General features: G+C 57.3%; 19 protein-coding genes. 15 read left to right on the top strand and 4 right to left on the bottom strand.

Features of this window, described 5'->3' with window-relative positions; genetic code table 11:
• Positions 1-876: glycoside hydrolase family 99-like domain-containing protein (locus tag WMO46_RS14935; RefSeq protein WP_349094601.1), on the top strand; the 876-nt coding region annotated here is incomplete at its 5' end.
• A 9-nt stretch (positions 877-885) separates the two neighbouring features.
• Positions 886-3,270, top strand: a complete 2,385-nt coding sequence (locus WMO46_RS14930; RefSeq protein ID WP_129650405.1) for a beta-L-arabinofuranosidase domain-containing protein — start codon at positions 886-888, stop codon at positions 3,268-3,270.
• 176 nt (positions 3,271-3,446) lie between these two features.
• Here WMO46_RS14930 and WMO46_RS14925 read toward each other — a convergent pair whose 3' ends face one another.
• The 3 genes from WMO46_RS14925 to WMO46_RS14915 form a co-directional block, all read right to left on the bottom strand.
• Complete coding sequence (locus WMO46_RS14925; RefSeq protein ID WP_349094600.1) at positions 3,447-4,616, bottom strand: hypothetical protein; 1,170 nt, start codon at positions 4,614-4,616, stop codon at positions 3,447-3,449.
• 206 nt (positions 4,617-4,822) lie between these two features.
• The gene (gene thrC / locus WMO46_RS14920; protein WP_019149863.1) at positions 4,823-6,115 is read right to left on the bottom strand and encodes a threonine synthase; all 1,293 of its coding nucleotides are present in this window, start codon (positions 6,113-6,115) and stop codon (positions 4,823-4,825) included.
• A 12-nt stretch (positions 6,116-6,127) separates the two neighbouring features.
• Positions 6,128-7,057: a homoserine kinase gene (locus WMO46_RS14915; protein WP_019149862.1), complete on the bottom strand. Its 930-nt coding sequence runs from the start codon at positions 7,055-7,057 to the stop codon at positions 6,128-6,130.
• Between the two features lie 793 nt (positions 7,058-7,850).
• On the opposite strand from WMO46_RS14915, the gene ilvD reads away from it, so the two are divergent.
• The 4 genes from ilvD to ilvC all read left to right on the top strand — a co-directional run bounded on the left by ilvD (position 7,851) and on the right by ilvC (position 13,252).
• Positions 7,851-9,671 (top strand): dihydroxy-acid dehydratase, encoded by a 1,821-nt coding sequence (gene ilvD, locus WMO46_RS14910; protein ID WP_349094599.1) that lies wholly within the window; start codon positions 7,851-7,853, stop codon positions 9,669-9,671.
• Positions 9,672-9,686: 15 nt separating this feature from the next.
• Entirely contained in the window at positions 9,687-11,414 is a 1,728-nt protein-coding gene (ilvB, locus tag WMO46_RS14905) for a biosynthetic-type acetolactate synthase large subunit (RefSeq protein WP_288660784.1), read from the top strand.
• Between the two features lie 13 nt (positions 11,415-11,427).
• Positions 11,428-11,952 (top strand): acetolactate synthase small subunit, encoded by a 525-nt coding sequence (gene ilvN, locus WMO46_RS14900; protein WP_019149858.1) that lies wholly within the window; start codon positions 11,428-11,430, stop codon positions 11,950-11,952.
• 253 nt (positions 11,953-12,205) lie between these two features.
• Positions 12,206-13,252: a ketol-acid reductoisomerase gene (gene ilvC / locus WMO46_RS14895; protein ID WP_349094598.1), complete on the top strand. Its 1,047-nt coding sequence runs from the start codon at positions 12,206-12,208 to the stop codon at positions 13,250-13,252.
• 473 nt (positions 13,253-13,725) lie between these two features.
• On the opposite strand, the gene WMO46_RS14890 is transcribed toward ilvC, so the two are convergent.
• Entirely contained in the window at positions 13,726-14,577 is an 852-nt protein-coding gene (locus tag WMO46_RS14890) for a helix-turn-helix domain-containing protein (RefSeq protein WP_129650415.1), read from the bottom strand.
• Between the two features lie 175 nt (positions 14,578-14,752).
• On the opposite strand from WMO46_RS14890, the gene WMO46_RS14885 reads away from it, so the two are divergent.
• From WMO46_RS14885 to WMO46_RS14845, 9 genes are read left to right on the top strand one after another with little or no spacing between them, the layout of a single operon-like run.
• A complete protein-coding gene (locus tag WMO46_RS14885; protein ID WP_129650417.1) occupies positions 14,753-16,033 on the top strand; it encodes a TolC family protein in 1,281 nt (426 codons plus the stop codon).
• A gap of 11 nt (positions 16,034-16,044) precedes the next feature.
• Positions 16,045-16,941, top strand: coding sequence for an HlyD family secretion protein (locus WMO46_RS14880; protein ID WP_129650420.1), 897 nt, complete (start codon positions 16,045-16,047; stop codon positions 16,939-16,941).
• A 21-nt stretch (positions 16,942-16,962) separates the two neighbouring features.
• Positions 16,963-17,880 carry an ABC transporter ATP-binding protein gene (locus WMO46_RS14875; protein WP_129650421.1) on the top strand — a complete coding sequence of 306 codons (918 nt, stop codon included), beginning with the start codon at positions 16,963-16,965 and terminating at the stop codon, positions 17,878-17,880.
• On the top strand, positions 17,873-18,613 hold the full coding sequence (locus WMO46_RS14870; protein WP_129650422.1) for an ABC transporter ATP-binding protein: 741 nt from the start codon (positions 17,873-17,875) through the stop codon (positions 18,611-18,613). The genes WMO46_RS14875 and WMO46_RS14870 overlap by 8 nt, the downstream gene beginning before the upstream one ends.
• Position 18,614: 1 nt before the next feature.
• Positions 18,615-19,709, top strand: coding sequence for an ABC transporter permease (locus WMO46_RS14865; RefSeq protein WP_129650423.1), 1,095 nt, complete (start codon positions 18,615-18,617; stop codon positions 19,707-19,709).
• A 2-nt stretch (positions 19,710-19,711) separates the two neighbouring features.
• Complete coding sequence (locus WMO46_RS14860; protein ID WP_129650424.1) at positions 19,712-20,815, top strand: ABC transporter permease; 1,104 nt, start codon at positions 19,712-19,714, stop codon at positions 20,813-20,815.
• A 43-nt stretch (positions 20,816-20,858) separates the two neighbouring features.
• Positions 20,859-21,449: a TetR/AcrR family transcriptional regulator gene (locus WMO46_RS14855; RefSeq protein WP_129650425.1), complete on the top strand. Its 591-nt coding sequence runs from the start codon at positions 20,859-20,861 to the stop codon at positions 21,447-21,449.
• Entirely contained in the window at positions 21,446-22,375 is a 930-nt protein-coding gene (locus WMO46_RS14850; RefSeq protein WP_349094597.1) for a helix-turn-helix domain-containing protein, read from the top strand. The genes WMO46_RS14855 and WMO46_RS14850 overlap by 4 nt, the downstream gene beginning before the upstream one ends.
• Positions 22,376-22,377: 2 nt before the next feature.
• On the top strand, positions 22,378-23,205 hold the full coding sequence (locus tag WMO46_RS14845) for a lipopolysaccharide kinase InaA family protein (protein ID WP_129650429.1): 828 nt from the start codon (positions 22,378-22,380) through the stop codon (positions 23,203-23,205).
• The last annotated feature ends 151 nt before the right edge of the window (positions 23,206-23,356 follow it).

Raw genomic sequence — 23,356 nt, 5'->3', positions numbered from 1 at the left:
GAGGCGCTCGAAGAAGGGTTTCTCGAAGCGAAGAACACCAACGACGTGAAATTCGCCTGCATGTGGACCAATCATCCGTGGTATATCCTCTATCCCACGAAGCAGACTGACGGAAGCAACGCCTATCCGCCCAGTTTCGATGCCCCGGATTTTTCCTATGAGGAGGCTTTCCGAAGCCTTTCCTACATCGTCACCCGTTATTTCAACCAACCGAACTACTGGAAAATCGACGGCAAACCCGTCATCTGCATCTGGGATGCCCGCCGTCTGGAACAGAAACTCGGACTGGAAGGGGTTCAGAAACTCTTCACCGAGTTGCGCGGACTGGCCGTAAAACTGGGACATGCGGGCATCCATTTCCACATCACCGGTTTCAGTTCGAGCAACATGAAGGCTGCCGGTTACAACACGGTAGGTTCGTACAATCCGCTTGACTGGATTGCCGGACGTTTCCAGCCGAACGAAATCGAATACCCTGATTACGGTGTAGCATCTGCCGACGTGGCCTACAAACTCTGGCCCGAACACCATCGTGATTTCGATATTCCCTATGTGCCGAGCATCGGTGCAGGTTGGGATTCGACACCGCGTTATGTGATGCCTTCAGGAGGGCCGTCGAAAGGCAACCGCAAGGCATGGCCCGGATGCACGATATTCGTCAACGAAAGTCCCGCAGCTTTCAAAGCGTTCGTACAAGCGTCGTTCGCTTATCTGAACCGGCATCCCGACGTGCCGCGCTTCGTAACCATCGCATGCTTCAACGAATGGAGCGAAGGACACTACCTGCTTCCCGATAACCGCTTCGGATACGGTATGCTTAATGCTCTGGGTGAAGCCGTCGGATTACAAAAACTGAATCAAAGAAGAGGAAAATAATCCGGAACGATGAAGAAAACAATGCTGTTGATCTGCGCCGCACTGCTGGCCGGAGCTGTCTGTACGACCGCTCCGGCACAGGAGGTGTCCGACCTGAAAGGAGGCCCGATGGGCGTGGAACGAATAGCCAAGCTGGCCAACTACTCGGTTTACAGCTCCGTGCCAGCCGACTCCCCGACCGACACCTGTTGGATGCAGGTCGATTTAGGACGTTCTTACCCCATAGATCAGGTAAAACTCTATCCGGTTATCTGGGACTGGTGGCTCGCCGTGTGGCGTCCCCGGTTTCCGGTGCGCTTCAAACTCGAAGCCGCCGACAACGAAGCCTTCGTCAACCCCCGCCTGATCTCCGATCAAACAGCACAGGATTATGAAGTCACGATCGTGGACAAGGTGGATTCCTACGCCCCGTCCGAACCGGTTTCGGGCCGTTATGTGCGGCTGACGGTCACCAAACTGCCCGAATTCCAGAAAAAATACTCGTTCGACCTATGGCGTTTCGAGGTAATATCGGGCGGTAAGGACATCGCCGAAGGACGCACGCTCAGCGATTCCGGCCGGGGGTATCTGGGTAAACATCAATTATTGCGGGCTCCCCGTCCGATGGGCGAACTCGCCGTATTGGATTGCCCGGAGAATGTCACTTCACCCGATTCGTGGCGTCCCGTCAAAGCGGAACTCCGCGTCCCGCACAAAGGGGTCAGGGTCGGCGGACTGTTCGGCGAGGTCATGGACCGCAACGCCCACTACCTCCTCACCTCGTTCACCGTCAACGACATGCTGCGCGATTTCCGCATCCGCGCCGGCAAGCCCGTTTCCGAAAAGAAGGACCGCGACATCGACATCGAATGGCTCAAATACCTGCCGGGGTCCGTCGCAGGGCGATTCCTGATGGGTACGGGCAACCAGCTTCGCTGGAAAGACGATCCCGAACTGCGAAAACGGATGAACCAAATCGTGGACGGCATCGAAGAATGCGCCGAACCGAACGGTTACTTGGTCGGGTATCCCGAAAACGAGATTCTGGTCTTCGAATACGGCGGCTATTGCCGTTCGTGGGTATCACAAGGCCTGCTCGAAGCCGCCATCGCCGGAAACACCAAAGCCTACCCCATGCTGCGGAAATTTTACGACTGGTTCAACACCTGTCCCTACCTGCCCGAACTGGTGCGCCGCGGTGCGTTCGGCCGCCAGGGCATCATCCCCAGCACCCGGCTCTACCACACTCCGGTAGGCAAACCCCTCGACATTCAGGTCGCCCAGCGTTACTACCAGGAAAATTTCTGGATGGACCAGCTGGCCGACAGAGACGTGGACGCCATCTGGAAAATCCCCTACGACCGTCCCCATTGCTACCTGATCGTCACCCTGAACGCCTATATGGATATGTATATGGCCACCGGTGAGGAACGCTACCTGGAAGCCGTATTGGGCGGCTGGGACATCTATCACGATTATTTCCAGCACACGGGCGGCAGCATCAGCATCTGCGAAAAACTCGAATACCCGCCCAAATCCTACCTGTTGCGGCTGGGAACGGGGGAACTCTGCGGCAACTCGTTCTGGTCGTTCCTCAACCAGCAGCTTCATGCCGTTTTCCCCGACGAAGAGAAATATGCGAACGAAATCGAAAAATCAATCTACAACGTCGGAATCGCCAACCAGACCCAGGACGGCAGCATCATCTACCACGCCATGCTCGTCGGCCACAAAAACCGGGGCGAAAACCACAATACCTGTTGCGAAGGCCAGGGTACGCGATGGTTCGGAGCTCTGCCCGAATTCATCTATTCGATAGCCGACGACGGCATCTACGTCAATCTTTTCAACGAATCCACGATCGAATGGACACAGTCGGACGGCAATGAAATGTCTGTTCGTATGCAGACCGCGTTTCCCGAGAATCCCGAAGTAAAACTTACCGTATCGCCCGGAAACGGCAAAGCATACAGCAACATACGTCTCCGCGTTCCGCAATGGGCCGATGCGCCTATGGAGGTGACCGTCAACGGGAAGCGGGTCGGAACCGGCCGACCGGGCAGCTATCTCGCACTGAAACGGACCTGGAAAAAGGGCGATGTAATCGCATTCACGCTGCCCATAGGCTTCCGCCTGACCAAATACAACGGCACGGCCGAAGGCTTCAAAGGCACTGAAGCCTATGCATTGGAGTACGGCCCGCTGCTGATGGCGGCCATGAGTCCGTCCGAAGAGAAGGGATTCCTCGACATCCCGGTTTCCCCATCGGAATTGCCGTCGAAGCTGAAACCGGAAAACAATGACCCGCTGCGGTTCAAAGTAGAGTGTTCCGAAGCAGGCATCGAATATGTGCCCTATTACCGGATCGCCGATGAGAATTTCACCTGCTATCCGTTCCTGAAAAAGGCGGAATAAAAGGAGTGGCAGCGAACTGTCCTCTATGACGACACGCTTTCCGGCGCATTAATTGCGTCGAAAAGCGTGTCGTCCAATATTTACCCAATCAACCTGTCGTGTTTTAGAAGGATGCCCATCGGAGCCGCAGCCGGAAACAACGGCAACGTCCGCATCCCGATCCGGAGGAGGAGGTGCTACTCCACCGCCCGGAACGGAATTGCGGCATCGCCCGTCCATTCGTACAGACGGACGGTGCTGCTCTGCTGGCGGGTCTCTTTCGAACGGGCGTTCTCCGAAATGTAGAAATAACCGCCGCCCAACGGGCACAACCCCGTCGCACCCCATTTGAAATTCCATCCGCCGATGCCGCCGTCCGGGTTTCCGGCCTCCACCAACGAGAGCACCTCGCCCTCGGTCGGGGTGTCGAAACCCTGCAAGGATTCCCGACGGGCGGGCTTGCTGCCGTCGATCACGAAGAGCGACCAGTTCGGATAGTGCGGTTTCTTGCCTTTGTAGACCGCCGCATAGAGGTTGCCCGAAGCCGGATCGTAAGCCAGATTCTGAATGCCGTAGGAGGTGTTGCCCGTGCGGACGAAATATTTGCGGTCGGGGGCCGCAGGGCCGCTCTTGTGCAGGTTCGACTGCGAGAGGGGCTGTTCATAGCGTTTCCACTCCTTCGTATCGTAGGCCAGCAGCACCTGATAGTCGTTGTCCGTGCGCAGCGTGTCGCCGTAGATGCCGTAGGCCACATAGAGCCAATCGCCCTCCTCCCCGCTGCCGAAGCGGGGCGCAAAGGTCACGCCGTCGATGCCCGAACATCCGAAACGGTGGGCCACCGTCCGCCCGCCATTCACGGTCTCCGCGAAATAATCGTCAACGGCCTCCTTGACATAAACGGCCGTCATCACGCGGTCCCGCTCCGCATCCATATCGGGACGCACGATGCGGTCCACGTCGAATACGGCAATGTAAAATCCCGTCTGGTCCGCGCCCTCCGACTCCCCGTCGAGGGTCTTGCGGATGCCTTTGCCGATGGCGTCGTCCTTGTATTCGAGCGAGCCGTAGACACGCCCGTCGGCGGGATTCATCGTCAGGCAGCCCAAATGCCCGGTCAAGCCATCGACGCTGCCGATCAGGTTCCCCGCGAGGTCCATTTTCAACAGTTTGGTCGTAAAGGAGAAGTAGATGTAACCGCGTTCGAGATCGACAGCGATGCCCTGCACGTGGAACGGACCCTGTTCGCCCGACAGGATCGTGCGGGGCAGTTTGCCTAAATCGGGAGCATCCGCACGGTTACGGCCCGAGGGACAGGCCGTCAGCAACAACGGAACGATCAGAAAAGAGAGCAGACGTTTGAGATTCATCGGTAGTTTATTTTGCTTTCACGCAACAAATATAAACAAAAGCAAAATAAAAACACAACGAAAAGAAACAAATATTAAGCCTGCCATTTGTTTTCAGCCCGCTGCCCGCTAAAAAACGGGTTATAGGGTCGGTGGCAGAAGTTCCCGTGTCGAAACCTGTTCTGCACTCTGACCTTTTCTCAAACCCGGCTCTTAGCCGGGCGGATTCAGACCTTTTCGACGTACGCTTCGAGGGCCGCGAGATCGACGGCAAGGGGTTCCGAACGCTGCGGCCTGCGTGTCAGCTCCTCGAGCCGTTCGGGAAGCGGAACCCGGGCCCCGGTCACCGAGGCGATGACCTCCCCGAACTTGGCGGGATGGGCCGTCGAAAGGTAAAATCCCGGTTTGCCGACGGCCATCGAAGCCGCATATCCGACGGCGCTGTGGGGATCGGAGAAATAGCCGTGACGCTCGTACAGCTCGTCGATCGTGCGGCGGATGCAGGCGTCGTCGCAGCGGAATCCCTCCAGCTCGCCACGCAGGGCCTCGGGATCGCCTCCGCAAAGCCACAGCATGCGTTCGAAATTGCTCGGGGCGCCGACATCCATCGCATTGGCCGGAGTCCGCACCGACGGCCGCGGACGATAGACGCCCGTGCGGAGGAATTCGGGCACCACGTCGTTGATGTTCGAGGCCGCCACGAAGCCCCCGACGGGCAGTCCCATGCGCTGCGCCAGCATCCCCGCGGCCAGATTGCCGTAGTTGCCGCTCGGCACGACGATGACCGGACGGTCGCCGCCCGCAGCCTGCCGCCACCGGCAATAGCCGTAGAAGTAATAAAATGCCTGGGGAATCCACCGCAGGAGGTTGATCGAATTGGCCGAGGTCACGCGCCGCCGCTTGCGGAACTCCGCATCGGCGAAGAGCTCCTTCACCAGCCGCTGACAGTCGTCGAACGTTCCGGCGACCCGCAGCGGATGGATGTTACCCCCGAGGGCGGTCATCTGACACTCTTGCAGGCGGCTGATCTTCCCCTCGGGATAGAGCACCACGACATCGACGCCCGGCACGCCGTAGAACCCGTGCGCCACGGCGCTGCCCGTGTCGCCCGAAGTGGCCGTGAGGATCACCAGCCGCTCGCCGGCGGCCCCCAGCAGGCCGATCGCACGCCCCATGAACCCGGCGCCGAAATCCTTGAAGGCGCAGGTCGGACCGTGGAACAACTCCAGCGTGTAGCGTCCGCACCCCACCGCCCGCAGGGGTACGGGGAAATCGTACAGCGACTCCAGCTCCCGCCGCAGGAGCTGCGGGTCGAAATCGTCGCCGAAGAACAACCCGGCCAGATAGCCCGCCATCGCGGCGTAGGACTCCCCGGCCAGCCGTTCGACCTCGGCCATGTCGGCTTGCGGAATGCGTTCGGGGACGAACAACCCGCCGTCGGGAGCCAGCCCCATCATCGCGGCCTCGCGGAGCGAACAGCCGCAGGCCCGTTTCGTATCTCTCGTACTGTAAAATTTCATCGTTCTATGGTTTTATTGCTCTACGACACGCGCTCCGGCGTTCGACACGCGGCCCGCATAAGTGTGACAGCCGATCTGCCGCGACTGGAAATGACGTTCCATCTGCGCCGCGATGCGCTGCGCCACCCCGTAATCGGAGGCCAGCGCAAAGACCGACGGACCCGATCCGGCGATATTCATCGCCAGCGCGCCTTCGGCCAGCACCAGTTCTTTCAGCTCATCGTATCCGGGAATGAATCCTTTGCGATAGGGCTCCACGACGGCGTCGTGCATCGAACGGCCGATCAGCGCCACGTCGCGCAGCGCAAATCCGGCCACCAGCCCCCCGACGTTGCCCCACTGCTCGACGGCCTTCGACAAGGGGATCTCGCGCGGCAGGACCTCGCGGGCATCCTTCGTGCTGACGACGATGGCGGGATGCGCCACGGCGTAGAAGAAGTTGTCGGGCACGGGCAGCCGCACGATGTCGAACGGCTCGTAACCGCGGATCAGCACCACGCCGCCCAGCACCGCAGGCCCCACGTTGTCGGCATGGGGCGTGCCGCCGATCAGCGCCTCGCCCATCATGGCGAACTCCACGAGCTCCTTGCCCGAAAAGGGGCGGTCGAGCAGTTCGTTGAGCCCGTAGACGGCGGCGGCCGACGAGGCCGCGCTCGACCCGATGCCGCTGCCGGGAGCGATCTTTTCGAGCATCGTGACCTCGATCCGCACCGGACGGCCGTATGCCGCGAGCATGGCCCGCAGGGCGGGCGTAATGACGTTTTCTTCGATATTTTCGGGAAGATTCATCCCGCTCAGGTTGCGGATCTCCAATCCTTCGGCGCCCTCCTCGGCGCCGATCTCCAGCAAATCGCCGACACCGTCGAGCGTCAGCCCCATCACGTCGAACCCGCAGCCCAGATTCGCCACCGTTCCGGGGGCGAAAACTCGGATATGTTTCATAATTGAAATTTTCTATTGAATTTGACTACCTTGAACCGATCTGGTTTCCGCTCCGGCAGCCTTGGCCGGAAGTGCATACCGGGTATGCGGACGGAATATTGACTATCGAACCCCCACAGGGGTCGTAGTCGTCGTGGCAGTCGTCGTGGTCGCGGCGGTCGTGAAGACATACGTACGAACAACGGGATTGCCGATAAATCCGCAACCTCGTCCAGTCATCGTGATATGCCGTTCAATAACCATCGTCGGCAAATATAAAACAAATATTTCAGAAATCCAAATCGAAGTAACAATTCGTAAGAGCGCCTCGGAAAATACAGAGGGGCTTTTTATATATATAGGAGTAGTCCCGAAAGGCGCAAAAAGAGATTCCGGGCTCGAAAATGAAAGGTCCGGAGGAGTTCCGTGCGCCGTTTCCGGCAAAAAACGGTCCGAACAGGCATTTCGGGGCATAAATCAGGGTATCAAATCGTAAGCAAACCGGGCCGTGAGCGGACAGATGCGAAGCCGATCGGGCAATCTGCTTCCGGACTGTCACAATATTAAATTTTTTTAGGAAATTATTTGGTTAAGTGATTCAATATCCATACTTTTGTTTCGAACGAATACGAAAAACAGACCATGCTTCATTCGATCATTATCGTCATTACCCTGCACCTCGTCGTCCTTAGAAGATAGCGGGAGAAAGGTGGCGTGCATGATCGACGAATATGATAAAGCCTTTCTCCTGCCGGGGAAAGGCCTTTTCGTTTCCGGCACGGGCCGGAACACAGACTGAAACCGAAACCGAAAGATGAAACACACACTCAGAAGCGCCGTCACCACGACGGGCCGCCGGATGGCGGGAGCCAGAAGCCTCTGGCGGGCCAACGGCATGCGCGAGGAGCAGTTCGGCCGCCCGATCATCGGCATCGCCAACTCGTTCACCCAGTTCGTGCCGGGCCACGTGCACCTGCACGAAATCGGCCAGTACGTCAAACAGCGGATCGAAGCCCTCGGATGCTTCGCCGCGGAATTCAACACCATCGCCGTGGACGACGGCATCGCCATGGGCCACGACGGCATGCTCTACTCGCTGCCCTCGCGCGAGATCATCGCCGACAGCGTCGAATACATGGCCAACGCCCACAAGGTCGATGCGCTGGTCTGCATCTCCAACTGCGACAAGATCACCCCCGGGATGCTGATGGCCGCCATGCGGCTGAACATCCCGACGGTCTTCGTCTCGGGAGGCCCGATGGAGGCCGGGAAGTTCCGGGGCCGCGGCGTGGACCTGATCGACGCGATGGTCATGGGCGCCGACGACACGTGCAGCGACGAGGAGATCGCGCAGATCGAACGCTGCGCCTGCCCCGGATGCGGATCGTGCTCGGGGATGTTCACGGCCAACTCGATGAACTGCCTCACCGAAGCGCTGGGACTCTCGCTCCCGGGCAACGGCACGATCGTCGCCACGCACGCCAACCGCCGCCGGCTCTTCGAGGACGCCGCGGCGCTCATCGTCCGCAACGCCGAACGCTACTACTTCTCGGGCGACGATTCGGTCCTGCCGCGCTCGATAGCCACCAAGGCCGCCTTCGAGAACGCCATGTCGCTCGACATCGCCATGGGCGGCTCGACCAACACGGTGCTGCACCTGCTGGCCGTGGCGCACGAGGCGGGCGTGGATTTCACGATGCAGGACATCGACCGTCTTTCGCGGCGGGTGCCGGTGCTCTGCAAGGTCGCACCCAACTCCCACTACCACATCCAGGATGTCAACCGCGCCGGGGGCATCTTCGCCATCCTCGGCGAACTCGACCGCGCCGGGCTGCTCGACACCTCAGTGCACCGCATCGACGGGCGCACGCTCGGCGAAGCCGTCGCCGCCTGCGACATCCTCTCCCCCACGGCCTCCGACACGGCCCGCCGCCGCGCGCTGAGCGCCCCGGCAGGCCATTACAGCCGCGAACTCGGGAGCCAGCAAACCTACTACGAGGAGCCCGACACCGACCGCACGGCGGGCTGCATCCGCGACGCGGAGCACGCCTATTTCCGCGACGGCGGACTGGCCGTGCTGACGGGCAACATCGCCCGCTCGGGCTGCGTCGTGAAGACCGCCGGAGTGGACGAAAAACTCTTCGTCTTCCGTGGCCCGGCCCGGGTCTACGAGTCGCAGGAGCAGGCCATGAACGGCATCCTCGCCGACGAAGTGCAGCCGGGCGAAGTGGTCGTCATCCGCTACGAGGGCCCCAAAGGCGGCCCGGGCATGCAGGAGATGCTCTACCCCACGTCGTACCTCAAATCGAAGAAACTGGACAAAGCCTGCGCGCTGATCACCGACGGCCGCTTCTCGGGCGGCACCTCGGGGCTCTCGATCGGCCACGTCTCGCCGGAGGCCGCCTCGGGCGGAGAGATCGCCGTGATACGCACGGGCGACGAAATCGAAATCGACATTCCCCGCCGTTCGATCCGCCTCCTGATCGACGACACCGAAATGGCCGCCCGCATGGCCGCTCAGAAAGAGTTCCGTCCGGCAAACCGCAACCGCCGCGTTCCGGCCTCCCTGCGGGCCTATGCACGGCTCGTGAGCTCGGCCGACCAGGGCGCCGTGCGCATCATCGACGAAGAATAAAAAACGGACCCGCTTATGAACACATCCCGTCCCGAAGAGCGACAAACGGCCTCCGACCCCACGATCACGGGATCGAAGGCCCTGATCGAATCGTTTCTCCACGAAGGCGTCACCACCCTTTTCGGCTACCCCGGAGGCGCCATCATCCCCGTCTACGACGCCCTCTACGACTACCGCGACCGCCTGCGCCACATCCTCGTCCGCCACGAGCAGGGCGCCGTGCACGCCGCGCAGGGCTACGCCCGCGTCAGCGGACAGGTAGGCGTCTGCCTCGTGACCTCCGGCCCCGGCGCCACGAACACCGTCACGGGGCTGGCCGACGCGCTGATGGACTCCACGCCGCTGGTGCTCGTCACCGGGCAGGTCGGCTCCTCGCTGCTGGGCACCGACGCCTTTCAGGAGACCAATTTCGTCGGCATCACGCAGGCCGTGACCAAGTGGAACTGTCAGGTCAAGCGCACCGAGGATATTCCGGGGGCCATCGCCAAAGCCTTTTATATCGCCCGCTCGGGCCGTCCGGGCCCCGTCGTGGTGGACATCACCAAGGACGCCCAGTGCGGCACGGCCCCCTTCCGGTATGAGAAGATCACCTCCATCCGCAGCTACGTCCCCTCGCCCGCTCCCGACGCGGAGCGCATCGCCGAGGCGGCCCGGCTGATCGACGCCGCCCGCCGTCCGCTGGTGATGGTGGGCCAGGGCGTGACGCTGGGCAACGCCGAAGCCGAACTGCGGGCGTTCCTCGAAAAGAGCGGCATGCCTGCGGCCTCGACGCTGCTGGGGCTCTCGGCCCTGCCGTCGGACCACCCGCAGTATGTGGGCATGCTGGGCATGCACGGCAACTACGGCCCCAACATCAAAAACCGGGAGTGCGACCTGATCGTGGCCGTCGGCATGCGCTTCGACGACCGTGTGACGGGGAGTCCGGCCCACTTCGGCGAGAACGCCAAGGTGATCCATCTGGAGATCGACCCCGCGGAGATCGACAAGATCATCCACGCCGACGTGCCCGTCGTGGGCGACGCCAGGCAGACGCTGCCGATGCTCACCGAACGCATCCGCCGGGGCGACCACAGCGCCTGGATCGGGGAGTTCCGGGAGTGCGACCGCATCGAATACGAAGCCGTCGTCCGCAAGGCGGTGCACCCCGGCGAGGGGCGTATCCGCATGGGCGAGGCGGTCGATGCCGTGGCCCGGGCCTACGACAACGACGCGGTGCTGGTGACCGACGTGGGCCAGCAGCAGATGAACGCCGCGCGCTATTTCGGATTCCGCCGCAACCGCAGCATAGTGACCTCGGGCGGCCTCGGAACGATGGGCTTCGGGCTTCCGGCGGCCATCGGCGCCAAGCTGGGCGCCCCCGGCCGCGAAGTGGTGCTGTTCGCCGGCGACGGCGGTCTGCAAATGACCATTCAGGAGCTGGGGACCATCTTCCAGTCGCACGTCGCGGTGAAGATCGTGCTGCTGAACAACTCGTTCCTCGGCATGGTGCGGCAATGGCAGGAGCTCTTCTACGACCGCCGCTACTCCTTCACCGAGATGACGAACCCCGATTTCGGGCTCATCGCCCGCGGCAACGGGATCGAATACCGCCTCGTCGAACGCCGCGAGGAGCTTGCAGAAGCCGTCGCCGCGATGAAAGCCTCCGCAGGCGCTTTCCTGCTGGAAGTGCGGGTCGAGAGCGAAGAGAACATTTTCCCGATGGTCCCGGCCGGCGCCCCGGTGGCGGACATCCGGTTCGAGTAAAACGAAACAGCGTATGGAACAGGAATATATCATCACCGTATTTTCGGAAAACAAGGTGGGGCTGCTGAGCCAGATCACCACGGTCTTCTCCTGCCGCGATGTCAACATCGAGAGCCTCACGACCTCCGAATCGGCGCTCCCGGGCATCCACAAGTTCACGATCGTCGTGCGCACCGACCCCGGGCAGATCGACAAGCTCGTGCGGCAGGTCGAGAAGAAGATCGACGTGCTGAAGACCTTCGTCTACACCCCCGAGGAGGTCGTGCAGCAGGAGATCGCCCTCTACAAGGTGACCCGCAGCCGGGGCGTCGAACAGCTCGTGCGCAAACACAACGTCCGCATTCTGGAGATCGACGAAGACTACATCGTCGTCGAAAAGACCGGGCACAAGGCCGACACGCAGGCGCTATTCCGGCTGTTGCAGCCCTACGGCGTCCAGCAGTTCGTGCGCAGCGGCACGGTGGCCATCATCAAGTCGCGGCGCGAACTGCTGAACGAATACCTCGAAGAGCTTGAAAAATCAAGAATCAAAAATTAAGAATTAAAAATTATCCGCACTCCAAAGAGTACGCCATCTCCCTCCCCTGCGGGCCGTTTAAGAAACGGCTTTCAGAAAGAATGATGCGCAGAACGGGTGCGATGCTCAATACCAATGCATCGTCCCAAAATACAGGCTCTTAGCCGGGTGGGGTCGGATTCATAAACGCCGCCTCAGGCGGCGAGTGCGTAACCGGCATAAGCAAGATAACGTTCGAATATTACTTAATAACTTTACTAAAATCACAAACATCATGGCACAGATCAATTTCGGCGGCGTCGAAGAGAACGTCGTAACCCGCGAGGAATTCCCCCTGAAGAAAGCCCTCGAAGTCCTCAAAGACGAAACCATCGCCGTCATCGGCTACGGCGTGCAGGGCCCCGGCCAGTCGCTGAACCTGCGCGACAACGGATTCAACGTCATCGTCGGCCAGCGCAAGGGCTCGAAAAGCTGGGACAAGGCCGTCGCCGACGGCTGGGTGCCGGGCGAAACGCTCTTCGAAATCGAAGAGGCCGCCGAGCGCGCCACGATCATCCAGTATCTGCTCTCCGACGCCGGGCAGATCGCCGTATGGCCCTCCATCAAAAAGCACCTCGCACCGGGCAAGGCGCTCTATTTCTCCCACGGCTTCGGCATCACCTACAAGGAGCGCACGGGCATCGTGCCCCCGGCCGATGTCGATGTGATCCTCGTAGCCCCGAAGGGTTCGGGCACGTCGCTGCGCCGGATGTTCCTCCAGGGCCGCGGCCTCAATTCGAGCTATGCGGTGTTCCAGGACGCCACGGGCCGCGCCTTCGAGCGCGTGGTGGCGCTGGGCATCGGCGTCGGCTCGGGATACCTCTTCGAGACCGATTTCAAACGCGAGGTCTACTCCGACCTCACGGGCGAGCGCGGCACGCTGATGGGCGCCATTCAGGGCATCTTCGCAGCCCAGTACGACACGCTGCGCGCCAACGGACACACCCCCTCGGAAGCCTTCAACGAGACCGTCGAGGAGCTCACGCAGTCGCTGATGCCGCTCGTGGCCGAAAACGGCATGGACTGGATGTACGCCAACTGCTCGACCACGGCCCAGCGCGGCGCGCTGGACTGGTGGAAAAAGTTCCGCGACGCCACGAAACCTGTCTTCGAGGAGCTCTACAAAGAGGTGGCCGCCGGCAACGAGGCCCAGCGTTCGATCGACCTCAACAGCAAGCCCGACTACCGCGAGAAGCTCAACGAAGAGCTGCGCGAGATGCACGAAAGCGAGATGTGGCAGACCGGCGCCGTGGTGCGCAAGCTGCGTCCCGAGAACAACTGATCCCGATAAACGGACGAAAAAGCCGCCGGCAGCCGCCGACGGCTTTTTCGTTTTCGGTTTTTTACCTATCTTTGGCTTCGCCTCAAATACTCCGCCCCGGAAAAAATGCAGGCGAGCTTGCTTTTTTCTCTCAGCTTATTCGTATCTTTGGTTGCGCCTTAGATACTCCCGCTCGGCAATGTTCAAATAAATTTGACATTGCCCTCGCTTATTCGTATCTTTAATACACCAGATGATATTTATTTGGGCATTAACGATTTAGAAGAAAATCGTGTAAAAAAGGCAATGGATAAGTAAGTTGCAAAACGGTTATTGCCGCTTGTTCTTCTTACTTTCAAACAACTCTTTTTTAATTCATTGCAAATATGGTTATTCTTTTTGAATAATCAAAACAAATAATACTCGAAAATTTATTATTCAGAATTACATTCGTCCTATTCCTGACGAAGTAAACACTGTTTTCTTATCGGCAATTAACGCGATATATTGTCAGTACAACTGCTGTTTGCCCGATACTCTTTCGGAGCGATTCCCGTGTGTTGCTTGAAATACTTGCGGAACGTAAACTGTTCCGGGAAATTCAGATCGGCAGCAATCTCCTTGATGCTTTTCTTGGTCTTCTCCAACAGGAGTTTCGCTTGGGTTATCGTTATGTCGATAATCCATTCGGAAGGAGTGCGTCCGGTCTTCTCCCTCACGACAGCCGTAAAATAGCCGGTCGATAATCGCGCTTCTTTAGCATAAAACATTACAGAACGCTGCTGTTTGAAGTTGAAGTGGAGAGAATAAATGAAATTATATACGATGCTCTCTTTCTTGTCCATCGGATGAGATTCTACCGTTTTATTGCGAAAATAGACGCGGATGATTTCCAACATCGTCTCCTGCTCTAATAGTTGAATCATACGCAGAATCAGATTTTTCTCTTCCGCTATCGAGGCGTTCTCCATCTCCCTGCGTTTTGCCTCGATCAAATCGCTGCGCGAAATCAAAAATTCGACCTCCGTCTCATTCAACCGCAAACAAGGGCTGTTCCGCAATTTCAATTGCAGAATCGTATCGATAATGGTATGTATGACCGGATAAAAAACCTCCCAATCATCGAGGATATGAATCCCGTCGAAATCCGCGCTCTGTGAAATCCGATGAATGGTCACCAACGGGCTGACAACATACAACACCCCCTTCTCCAAACGATAAACCGAATTGTTTATCAGCACCTCCGCCGTTCCCGACATACATAAAAACATCCCCGACTTATGATTGTATTCGGGAATAAAACTATTGAGGTACGGCTCTGCGTGAATCATGCTTGCTCTATCCATAACATATCCGCGTTTACGATACAAATGTAACGCATATTTCCCAATATATCATTTCTTTTCGGATTATATCGGCTAAAATAGTCGATATTGCTCAATATATCCATGATCTTGGCATTTACTACGCCGTTCGGACTCCATAATTTTGCATCAGAAAAATATTTTAATCAATGGAGTTATGAAACGCATCTTTCTTTTTTGCAGTTGTCTTCTGACAGCCTATGTCGTCGGAGCACAACCGACGCTCGACGAGTGCCGCCGCTTGGCGCGTGAGCACTATCCCGAAATCCGGCAGTATGATTTGATTCGGCAAACGAAGGAGTACACTCTGTCGAATGCCAATAAATCATGGATTCCCCAAATCGCATTCGCAGCGCAAGCCACATGGCAGACCGCCGTTCCGACGCTTCCCGACGCTCTTACCGGAATGCTGTCGCAGCAGGGCGTAGCCATTCCCGGAATCAACAAAGACCAGTACAAAATCGCTCTGGAGCTGAATCAGACGATATGGGACGGCGGCAAAACGAAAGCCGACAAACGGATTGCCGAAGCGGAGGCCGAAGAACAGAACCGTGCAACGGATGTGGATTTCCATACGCTCGAAGGTCGCGTGGACAATCTATATTTCGGCATTCTGCTCCTCGACGAGCGGGTTCGGCAAACCCGCCTCACGATCGAGCTACTTCGCAGCAACCTCGAAAAAGTGCGGTCGCTTCAACGGAACGGCGTCGCCATGCAGACCGACGCCGACGCGGTCGAAGCGGAACTTCTTACCGTAGGTCAGCAGCTCACTCAAATCGAAGCCTCCCGTGCAAGTTATCGTCAGATGCTCGAAATCTTCATCGGAAAGGAATTGGGCGGGCAGCCGCTTATTCTGCCGGATACCGAGCAGCCGGTCTCTTATGACAATGCCCGCCCGGAACTGGCTCTGTTCGATGCGAAAATAGAAAAACTCACTGCACAGGAAAAACTCGTCAAGGCATCCACGCGCCCTCGGTTCGGTCTCTTTGCACAAGGATACTACGGTTATCCGGGCATGGATTTCTTCGAGAGCATGATGAGCAGCGACTGGTCGTGGAATGCGATGATCGGCGTGAAGATGTCGTGGAATTTCGGAGCCTATTACACCAAGAAAAATTCATTGAACAAACTCCGCACCGCCAAGCGGCAGGTGGATGTCCAGCGCGAGGTCTTTCTGTTCAACACGCAACTGCAAACGACGGCCGAAAATGGAGACATCGCCCGTCTGCGCAAAGCCCTTGCCGACGACGACCGCATCGTGGCCCTGCGCCGTTCGGTGCGCGAAGCCGCCGAATCGAAATTGCGGAACGGTGTAATCGACACGAACGATCTGCTGCGCAAAATCACGGAGGAGGCGACGGCCGCAACAGCCCGCTCCGCCCGCGAAATCGAACTCGTCAAGACCATTTACGAATTGAAACATACGATAAACCAATAAAAAGAACGATCATGAAACGAATCTTATTTTACAGCGCGACTTTACTTACGATGGTTGCTTGCGGACGCGGCAACGATTTCGATGCCACGGGGACATTCGAAGCGACCGAGGTCGTCGTTTCCGCCGAAGCGGCGGGGCGTATTCTCAGCTTCGATGCGGAAGAGGGAGATGCCGTGCAGGCAGGCAGACAAATCGGTGCGATAGATACCGTACAGCTCTACCTTCAAAAGCTCCAGCTCGAACGCCAGCGGGCATCGGTCATAAGCAATCGTCCCGACATCCGCAAACAGGCAGCGGCGTTGCGGGAACAAATCGCCAAACAGGAGATCGAGCGCAGCCGTGTCGTCAATCTGCTGAAAGACGGAGCAGCGACTACCAAACAGCTCGACGACATAGACGCTTCGCTCAAAGTGTTGAACGGGCAGTTGGAGGCACTGCTTTCGACTTTGGGCAACAATACGGCGGCCATCGACGAAAATTCGTCGGCGCTCGAATTGCAGATCGCCCAAATCGAAGACCGTCTCATGAAGAGCCGCATCGCATCCCCGATTTCGGGAACGGTGCTCGCCAAGTACAGCGAACAGGGTGAGCTGGCAGCCGTCGGCCGTCCGCTCATGAAGGTCGCCGATATGGAGAACGTCTACCTGCGGGCCTATTTTACCTCCGACCAGTTGAGCAGTCTGAAAATCGGACAGGAGGTGACCGTTACGGCGGATTTCGGCGGGGACGAACAGATCGACTATCCGGGACGCATCACGTGGATCGCATCGGAGAGCGAATTTACGCCCAAGAACATCCAGACCAAAAGCTCTCGGGCAAGTCTGGTCTATGCCGTGAAGATCGCCGTGAAGAACGACGGACGGCTGAAGCTGGGACTTTACGGCGAAGTGAAACTGCGTAAATCATAATCGAATCTTAAAATTGAAATGATGGAAACGCAGAACGCCATAGAAATTAACGGACTAACCAAGTGTTACGGGAAGGTGACGGCTTTGGATGGCGTCTCGTTCGACGTGCGGCAAGGCGAGCTGTTCGGCCTGATCGGCCCGGACGGCGCGGGCAAGACCACGTTGTTCCGCCTGCTGACAACCTTGCTCAATCCCGATAACGGAACGGCGACGGTCGATGGGATGGACATCGTTGCCGAGTACAAACAGATTCGGGAGGTGGTCGGCTACATGCCGGGACGCTTCTCGCTCTATCCCGATCTGTCCGTCGAAGAGAATATCGCATTCTTCGCCGCCCTGTTCGGAGTCCGCGTCGAAGACAACTACGACCTGATCGCTCCTATCTACAAACAAATCGAACCGTTCCGTACCCGCCGCGCAGGAAAACTGTCGGGAGGCATGAAACAGAAACTCGCCCTGTGCTGCGCCCTGATTCATCGCCCGTCGGTTCTGTTCCTCGACGAACCGACGACGGGGGTCGATGCCGTGTCGCGCAGCGAGTTCTGGGATATGCTCGCCGAGTTGAAAAAGAAGGGCATTTCGATGCTCGTATCGACGCCCTACATGGACGAGGCGAGCCGCTGCGACCGTATCGCCCTGATTAACGAAGGGCATATCCTCGGTATCGACACCCCGCAGGGCATCGTCGCCGGATTTGACGAACCGCTCTATGCCGTTTCGAGCAAGGAGATGTTCGGCTTGCTCATCGAAGCGCGGCGGACACGAGGGGTAAAGGAGTGCTATCCGTTCGGGGAGGCACACCACATGGTTACCGAACGGGGCTTCGACACGGCACGGTTCGCGGATGAACTGACCGGTTTGGGATTCAGGAACGTCGTAGTCCGTCCCGTCGAAGCAGGTATCGAAGATGTATTCATAAAACTGATGCGCCATGAATGATCCGATTATATCCGTAAAAGAGTTATGCAAGACGTTCGGCGATTTCAAAGCCGTCGATCGCATTACATTCGATGTCGCACGGGGCGAGATTTTCGGCTTCCTCGGTGCGAACGGTGCGGGGAAGACCACCGCGATGCGCATGCTTTGCGGGTTGAGTTACCCTACGTCGGGCAGCGGTACGGTGGCGGGTCTCGATGTGATGACGCAAGGCGAAGAGATCAAGCGCCACATCGGGTATATGAGCCAGCGGTTTTCCCTTTACGATGATTTGACCGTATTGGAGAATATTCGGCTTTATGCCGGTATTTATGGGCTTACCCGGAATCAAATGATCCGTCGCACGGTCGTCATGCTCAACCGGTTGCATTTCCGTTCGGAGATCAATACGCTGGTGGGCTCGCTGCCGCTGGGCTGGAAACAGAAACTTTCGTTCGCCATCGCCACCATACACCGTCCCGAGGTGGTTTTTCTGGACGAACCCACGGGAGGCGTCGACCCCGTGACGCGCCGCCAGTTCTGGGAACTGATTTATGAAGCGGCCGACGAAGGCACGACGATCTTCGTCACGACGCATTATATGGATGAAGCGGAGTATTGCTCCCGCGTATCGATCATGGTAGACGGTCAGGTGCGTGCGTTGGGTGCTCCAGCCGAACTGAAAAAACAATTCGCCGCAGAGTCGATGGACGAAGTGTTCCGCATACTGGCTCGCGGTGCTAAACGAAGCGAATAATATGGGAGGATTTTTATCATTTGTCAAAAAAGAGACGCTGCATATCCTGCGCGATCCGCGCACGATGTTCATCGCCCTGCTGGTTCCCATCGTACAGACGCTCCTGTTCGGGTTCGCCATTTCGGTGGAGACCGAAAACATAGATTTTGCAGCCGTCGCTCCGAATCGGACGGAAGCGATACGCGGTCAGGTGGAACGGCTTTCGTCCAACCCTTACTTTACGTTCAAGGGATACATTGACGGAGGAGAGATAAACGACGTCCTGCGCCGCAGCGATGTCGATGCCGTGGCCGTCTTTGCGGACGATTACGACCGTCAGATCATGGCGGCAGCGAATGGCGGAGCGTCCGAAAAAGCCGTACAGATTATTTTCGACGCCTCGAATCCCAATACGGCGGTCGCCGGAGCCGGATATATGCAGAGCGTCCTACTGGCGAACCAGCGTGCCGGAGCCGCCATGCCGGACACCCATCTGCTGTATAACCCGCAGATGAAAAGCGCCTATAACTTCGTGCCGGGCATTATGGGGCTCATCTTCATTCTGATTTGCGCCCTGATGACCTCGGTGTCCATCGTGCGCGAGAAAGAGATGGGAACGATGGAGATTCTTCTGGTGTCGCCCGTGAGGCCGATGTGGATCATTTTCGCCAAGATGATTCCCTATTTCCTGCTCTCGTGCGTCAATCTCGCCTCTATTCTGCTGTTGGCAACGTTCGTCCTCGATATGCCGATGTCGGGTTCCATGATCGGACTGGTAGGAATATCGCTGCTCTATCTGATGCTGGCACTCGCGCTCGGGCTGTTCATATCGACGCTTTCCGACCGACAGTCCACGGCGTTGCTGATTTCCGCCATGATGCTGATGCTGCCGATTATCATGCTTTCGGGTATGGTGTTCCCGATCGAGAATATGCCCGGCATCCTGCGCGGCGTATCGAGTATCATCCCTGCGCGATGGTATATCGAAGCCGTGCGGAAACTGATGATCGAGGGCTTGCCCTTTGCTGCCGTAATCAAGGAGTTTTGCATCCTGTCGATAATGACGGCGGCACTGGTCGGCGTGGCGCTCAAAAAGTTCAACGATAAACTCGAATAACCATGCGTACACTACTTGTATTACTCGATAAGGAGTTCCGGCAATTCTTCCGGAATGCCTTTCTGCCGAAGATGGTCGTGATTTTTCCCATGATGATCATGTTCGTCATTCCGTGGGTTACGACGATGGACGTTCGGCATATCAGCGTTTCGGTAGTCGATAACGACCACACGGCAGCCTCGCGGCGGTTGATTCGGAAAATCGACGCTTCGGATTACTTTACCCTGCACGATGTTTCGTCGCGCTATGAAGCGTCGCTCGCCGCGCTCGAAAAAGGAGAGGTGGATGTCGTCGTCGAAATCCCCGACGATTTCGAGCGGGCGCTCGCTGCGGGGACGCCGAAAAAAGTCAGTATCTCGGCCAATGGCGTGAATGCGCTGAAAGGAAACCTCGGATCGCAATATACCGTGCAGGCCGTCATGCAGACCATGAATGAACTGCGGGGCGAGCAGGGATTGCCGGCTGCGACGGATCTGGTCGTTGTGGAGAATCGCTACAATCCGACGCTCGAATACCGCAATTACATGATTCCCGCACTGATGATTATGCTCCTGATTATGATTTGCGGATTCCTGCCGTCGCTCAATCTCGTGGGAGAAAAGGAGAAGGGAACGATTGAACAGATCAACGTAACGCCCGTCGGGCGATTGTCGTTCACACTGGCCAAACTGATTCCTTACTGGATTATCGGATTCGTCGTACTGTCGTTCGTCATGCTGATTGCAGGACTGGTTTACGGATTATGGCCGGACGGTTCTCCCGGAGCGATTTATCTGGCGGCGGCGCTGTTCATTCTGACCATGTCGGGAATCGGCGTAACGATCGCCAACAAATCGGAAACTATGCAACAGGCGATGTTCGTCATGTTCTTCTTCGTGATGATATTCGTGCTGATGAGCGGACTGATTACCCCGATCGACTCGATGCCTGCTCCGGCGCAGGTCATTACCCGTTTCCTGCCGCCGCGCTATTTCGTCGAAATCATGCGGGCCGTCTATCTGAAAGGAACGACCGTCGGCGAGCTGCTGCCCAATTACGGGGTTCTGGCATTATTCGCACTGATATTCAATACGCTGGCGGCAGCAACCTATAAAAAGCAAGCCTAAATGCCGGCAGTAATGATTCATAAAATTCAAAACATATAAGATTATGACACGTGAAGAAATTCTGAAAGCGGTATTCGCCCTTTTCGAGTCCGAGGGAATCCGCTCGTTCAATATGCGTAAAATCGCCGAAAGGCTCGGCATGGACAAATGGGATTTATACGATTTTTTCGACGACAAGCGCACGCTCGTATCGAAAAGCATCGAATACGGGATTCAACAACTCGACGACGAATTGGAAGAGATCTGTCGCAAACAGGTCAATCCGCTCGAAATGCTGATTCGTTCGGCGGTAGTGGCATTCGATACGTTCGATAAGATGAAACAGGTATTCCTCGATGATGTCGATGAATATCCGGAAGCAATCGACACCATTCTGCATGAAGCGCAACGCATCCAACGCCAGCAGCCCGCTATTTTCCATCAGGCCGTAGAAGAGGGTTATATGATCGGCGATCTTTACTATAAACTGCTCGAAAGGTTTTTCTGGCAGAACTATATGGCGCGGAACGAGGAGCGCGAGGAAGCGATGCGCGTACTTTTTACCGTCTTGAGGGGTGCGGCGACTGAAAAAGGACGACAGACAATAGAGAATGTCCGAAAAGAGATGGACTTGAATATCGATTCCGAACCATGAACAAGCCGAATTGTACGAAGATTACCGAAACGCTCTCGTTTCACGAGTTAGTCCGTTACGTTGCCCTGACATCGAAAACGAAGACTACGGAACGATTTCTCGTGTTGAAATCCGACTTTGCGGAATCTACGGCATTCCGCAATCGGCACTTCCGCTCCGGAGTATTCTGCATACTGTTGTGTACCAGAGGAGCAATGTCTCTCTCTGTGGACCATACTCGCTACGACTTGCGGAGAAACTCCTTGTTGTTGCTCCGTCCCGGCTCGACAGTGACCGTGTACGCATGTAGGAATTGTGCGGTACGCTGCATGGTGTTCGACCCTGCGCTCCTTCAATATGTTCCGATTCCGGCCTGCGATATGACCGATCTGCGGCTGAAGGTCATGCAGAATCCCGTGTCGCATCTCACGGCAGGGAAACGCCTGCGATTCCATCGGTTGTTATTCGCGTTCTTGGCGATCACGGAAAACAATTCCGCTTCCGCACTCGGTCGCATCGTCTTGCAACATATGATCGCCGTGTTGTTATACGCCGTAAGCGATTTGTTGCAACGCAAAGACCATGTCGCTATGCCGGAGCATTCGGCCCGCACCCGCAGAGGCGAATATTTCTGCCGCTTTATTCAACTGCTGACCCGATATTTCATGCAGGACAGATCCGTCGCGTTCTATGCCGAGAAGATGAATTTGACTCCGAAATACCTGTCAACCGTCATCCGTGAGGTCAGCGGCAAAACAGCTTCGCAATGGATCGATGACGTAATCGTTCAGGAAGCCTGTCATCGCTTGTCATCGAGCGAACACAGTATCCAACAGATCGCCTACGAGCTCAACTTCCCGAACCAATCGTTTTTCGGGGTTTATTTCAAGAATAAAACAGGAACCTCTCCGAGCTCCTACCGCTTGGACAATGCAAGGCGTTATTGATTATGAAGATACTCATCAATCCCCGCTACGAACACCTGCGGCCGTTCGTCGAACGGCTGACCCGTCCGATCTTTTTCACCCGGCACGGAGAGACGCTGCACAGCGGCCGCAATACGGTCAAACTCTTCGAGACGGACGGCATGCGGCTCGTCGTCAAGAGCTACGAGCGCCTCTCGCTATTCAATCGTTTCGCCTACGGACTGCTGCGCAAAAGCAAAGCCATGCGCGCCTACCGGCATGCCGGGCAGCTGCGCCGGCTGGGCATCGACACGCCCGAGGAGGTGGCCGTCGTGGAGATACGAAAGGGTGGGGCGATGCGGCACTGCTATTTCGTGTCGCTGTATACGGACTACGAATCGATCCGCCCCACAACCGAGTTGTTCATGCAGCGGGAAGAGGCGAAACGCGTCCTCGACGGCGTGGCCGAACTGCTGGTCAGGATGCACTGGGCGGGCGTGGAGCATAAGGATTTGAATGTCGGGAATATCCTGTATCGGAAAGAGAAGGATCGGTATTGTTTTCAGGTCATCGATACCAACCGTATGTCATTCCACAAATATATGTCCATGCGCCGGCGTCTGAGAAATCTGCGCCGCCTGTCGTGCGGAACCCCGGCCTATCTCTACATCCTGAAGCAGTATGCCGGAATCCTGCAGGCCGATGCTCCGACCGTTCAGCTCGAAGGGGCTGTCCGCCGTCTGTTGTTCGAAAAACGGCAGCACACGAAAGGAAAAGTCAAGAGCCTGCTCCGCCGCAGGCCGGGCACGGCCGAATCCGCTTCCGGAGTTGAGGAGGAGCGTTCCGGTGTCCGCAATCCCGTTGGCCTATGAAACGTTCGGTGCTGTTTCTGTTTTTGGCAGCCGTGTTCGCGGGTTGTCAGGTCGAGTATCATCCCTACGATACGCGCATCGACGGGCCGACGGGTGTCAACGCCCGCAACATCGCCCGCATCGAGGCGGCGTGCGAGGGCCGGCGGACGAT

Origin of the sequence: Alistipes intestinihominis, from assembly GCF_040095975.1 — a bacterium.
Taxonomy (GTDB): Bacteria; Bacteroidota; Bacteroidia; order Bacteroidales; family Rikenellaceae; genus Alistipes; species Alistipes senegalensis.
Note: the sequence above shows the minus strand (reverse complement) of the source record. Positions and strands in the feature narration are given on the sequence as shown.

Bases quoted from the DNA above. Each gene is read 5' to 3' on its own strand.
- WMO46_RS14930 (WP_129650405.1), top strand. From the start codon at position 886: ATGAAGAAAACAATGCTGTTGATCTGCGCCGCACTGCTGGCCGGAGCT.
- WMO46_RS14855 (WP_129650425.1), top strand. From the start codon at position 20,859: ATGACACGTGAAGAAATTCTGAAAGCGGTATTCGCCCTTTTCGAGTCC.
- ilvB (WP_288660784.1), top strand. From the start codon at position 9,687: ATGAACACATCCCGTCCCGAAGAGCGACAAACGGCCTCCGACCCCACG.
- WMO46_RS14860 (WP_129650424.1), top strand. From the start codon at position 19,712: ATGCGTACACTACTTGTATTACTCGATAAGGAGTTCCGGCAATTCTTC.
- WMO46_RS14890 (WP_129650415.1), bottom strand. From the start codon at position 14,577: ATGGATAGAGCAAGCATGATTCACGCAGAGCCGTACCTCAATAGTTTT.
- WMO46_RS14880 (WP_129650420.1), top strand. From the start codon at position 16,045: ATGAAACGAATCTTATTTTACAGCGCGACTTTACTTACGATGGTTGCT.
- ilvC (WP_349094598.1), top strand. From the start codon at position 12,206: ATGGCACAGATCAATTTCGGCGGCGTCGAAGAGAACGTCGTAACCCGC.
- WMO46_RS14915 (WP_019149862.1), bottom strand. From the start codon at position 7,057: ATGAAACATATCCGAGTTTTCGCCCCCGGAACGGTGGCGAATCTGGGC.
- WMO46_RS14850 (WP_349094597.1), top strand. From the start codon at position 21,446: ATGAACAAGCCGAATTGTACGAAGATTACCGAAACGCTCTCGTTTCAC.
- WMO46_RS14865 (WP_129650423.1), top strand. From the start codon at position 18,615: ATGGGAGGATTTTTATCATTTGTCAAAAAAGAGACGCTGCATATCCTG.
- WMO46_RS14925 (WP_349094600.1), bottom strand. From the start codon at position 4,616: ATGAATCTCAAACGTCTGCTCTCTTTTCTGATCGTTCCGTTGTTGCTG.
- ilvN (WP_019149858.1), top strand. From the start codon at position 11,428: ATGGAACAGGAATATATCATCACCGTATTTTCGGAAAACAAGGTGGGG.
- WMO46_RS14870 (WP_129650422.1), top strand. From the start codon at position 17,873: ATGAATGATCCGATTATATCCGTAAAAGAGTTATGCAAGACGTTCGGC.
- ilvD (WP_349094599.1), top strand. From the start codon at position 7,851: ATGAAACACACACTCAGAAGCGCCGTCACCACGACGGGCCGCCGGATG.
- thrC (WP_019149863.1), bottom strand. From the start codon at position 6,115: ATGAAATTTTACAGTACGAGAGATACGAAACGGGCCTGCGGCTGTTCG.
- WMO46_RS14845 (WP_129650429.1), top strand. From the start codon at position 22,378: ATGAAGATACTCATCAATCCCCGCTACGAACACCTGCGGCCGTTCGTC.
- WMO46_RS14885 (WP_129650417.1), top strand. From the start codon at position 14,753: ATGAAACGCATCTTTCTTTTTTGCAGTTGTCTTCTGACAGCCTATGTC.
- WMO46_RS14875 (WP_129650421.1), top strand. From the start codon at position 16,963: ATGGAAACGCAGAACGCCATAGAAATTAACGGACTAACCAAGTGTTAC.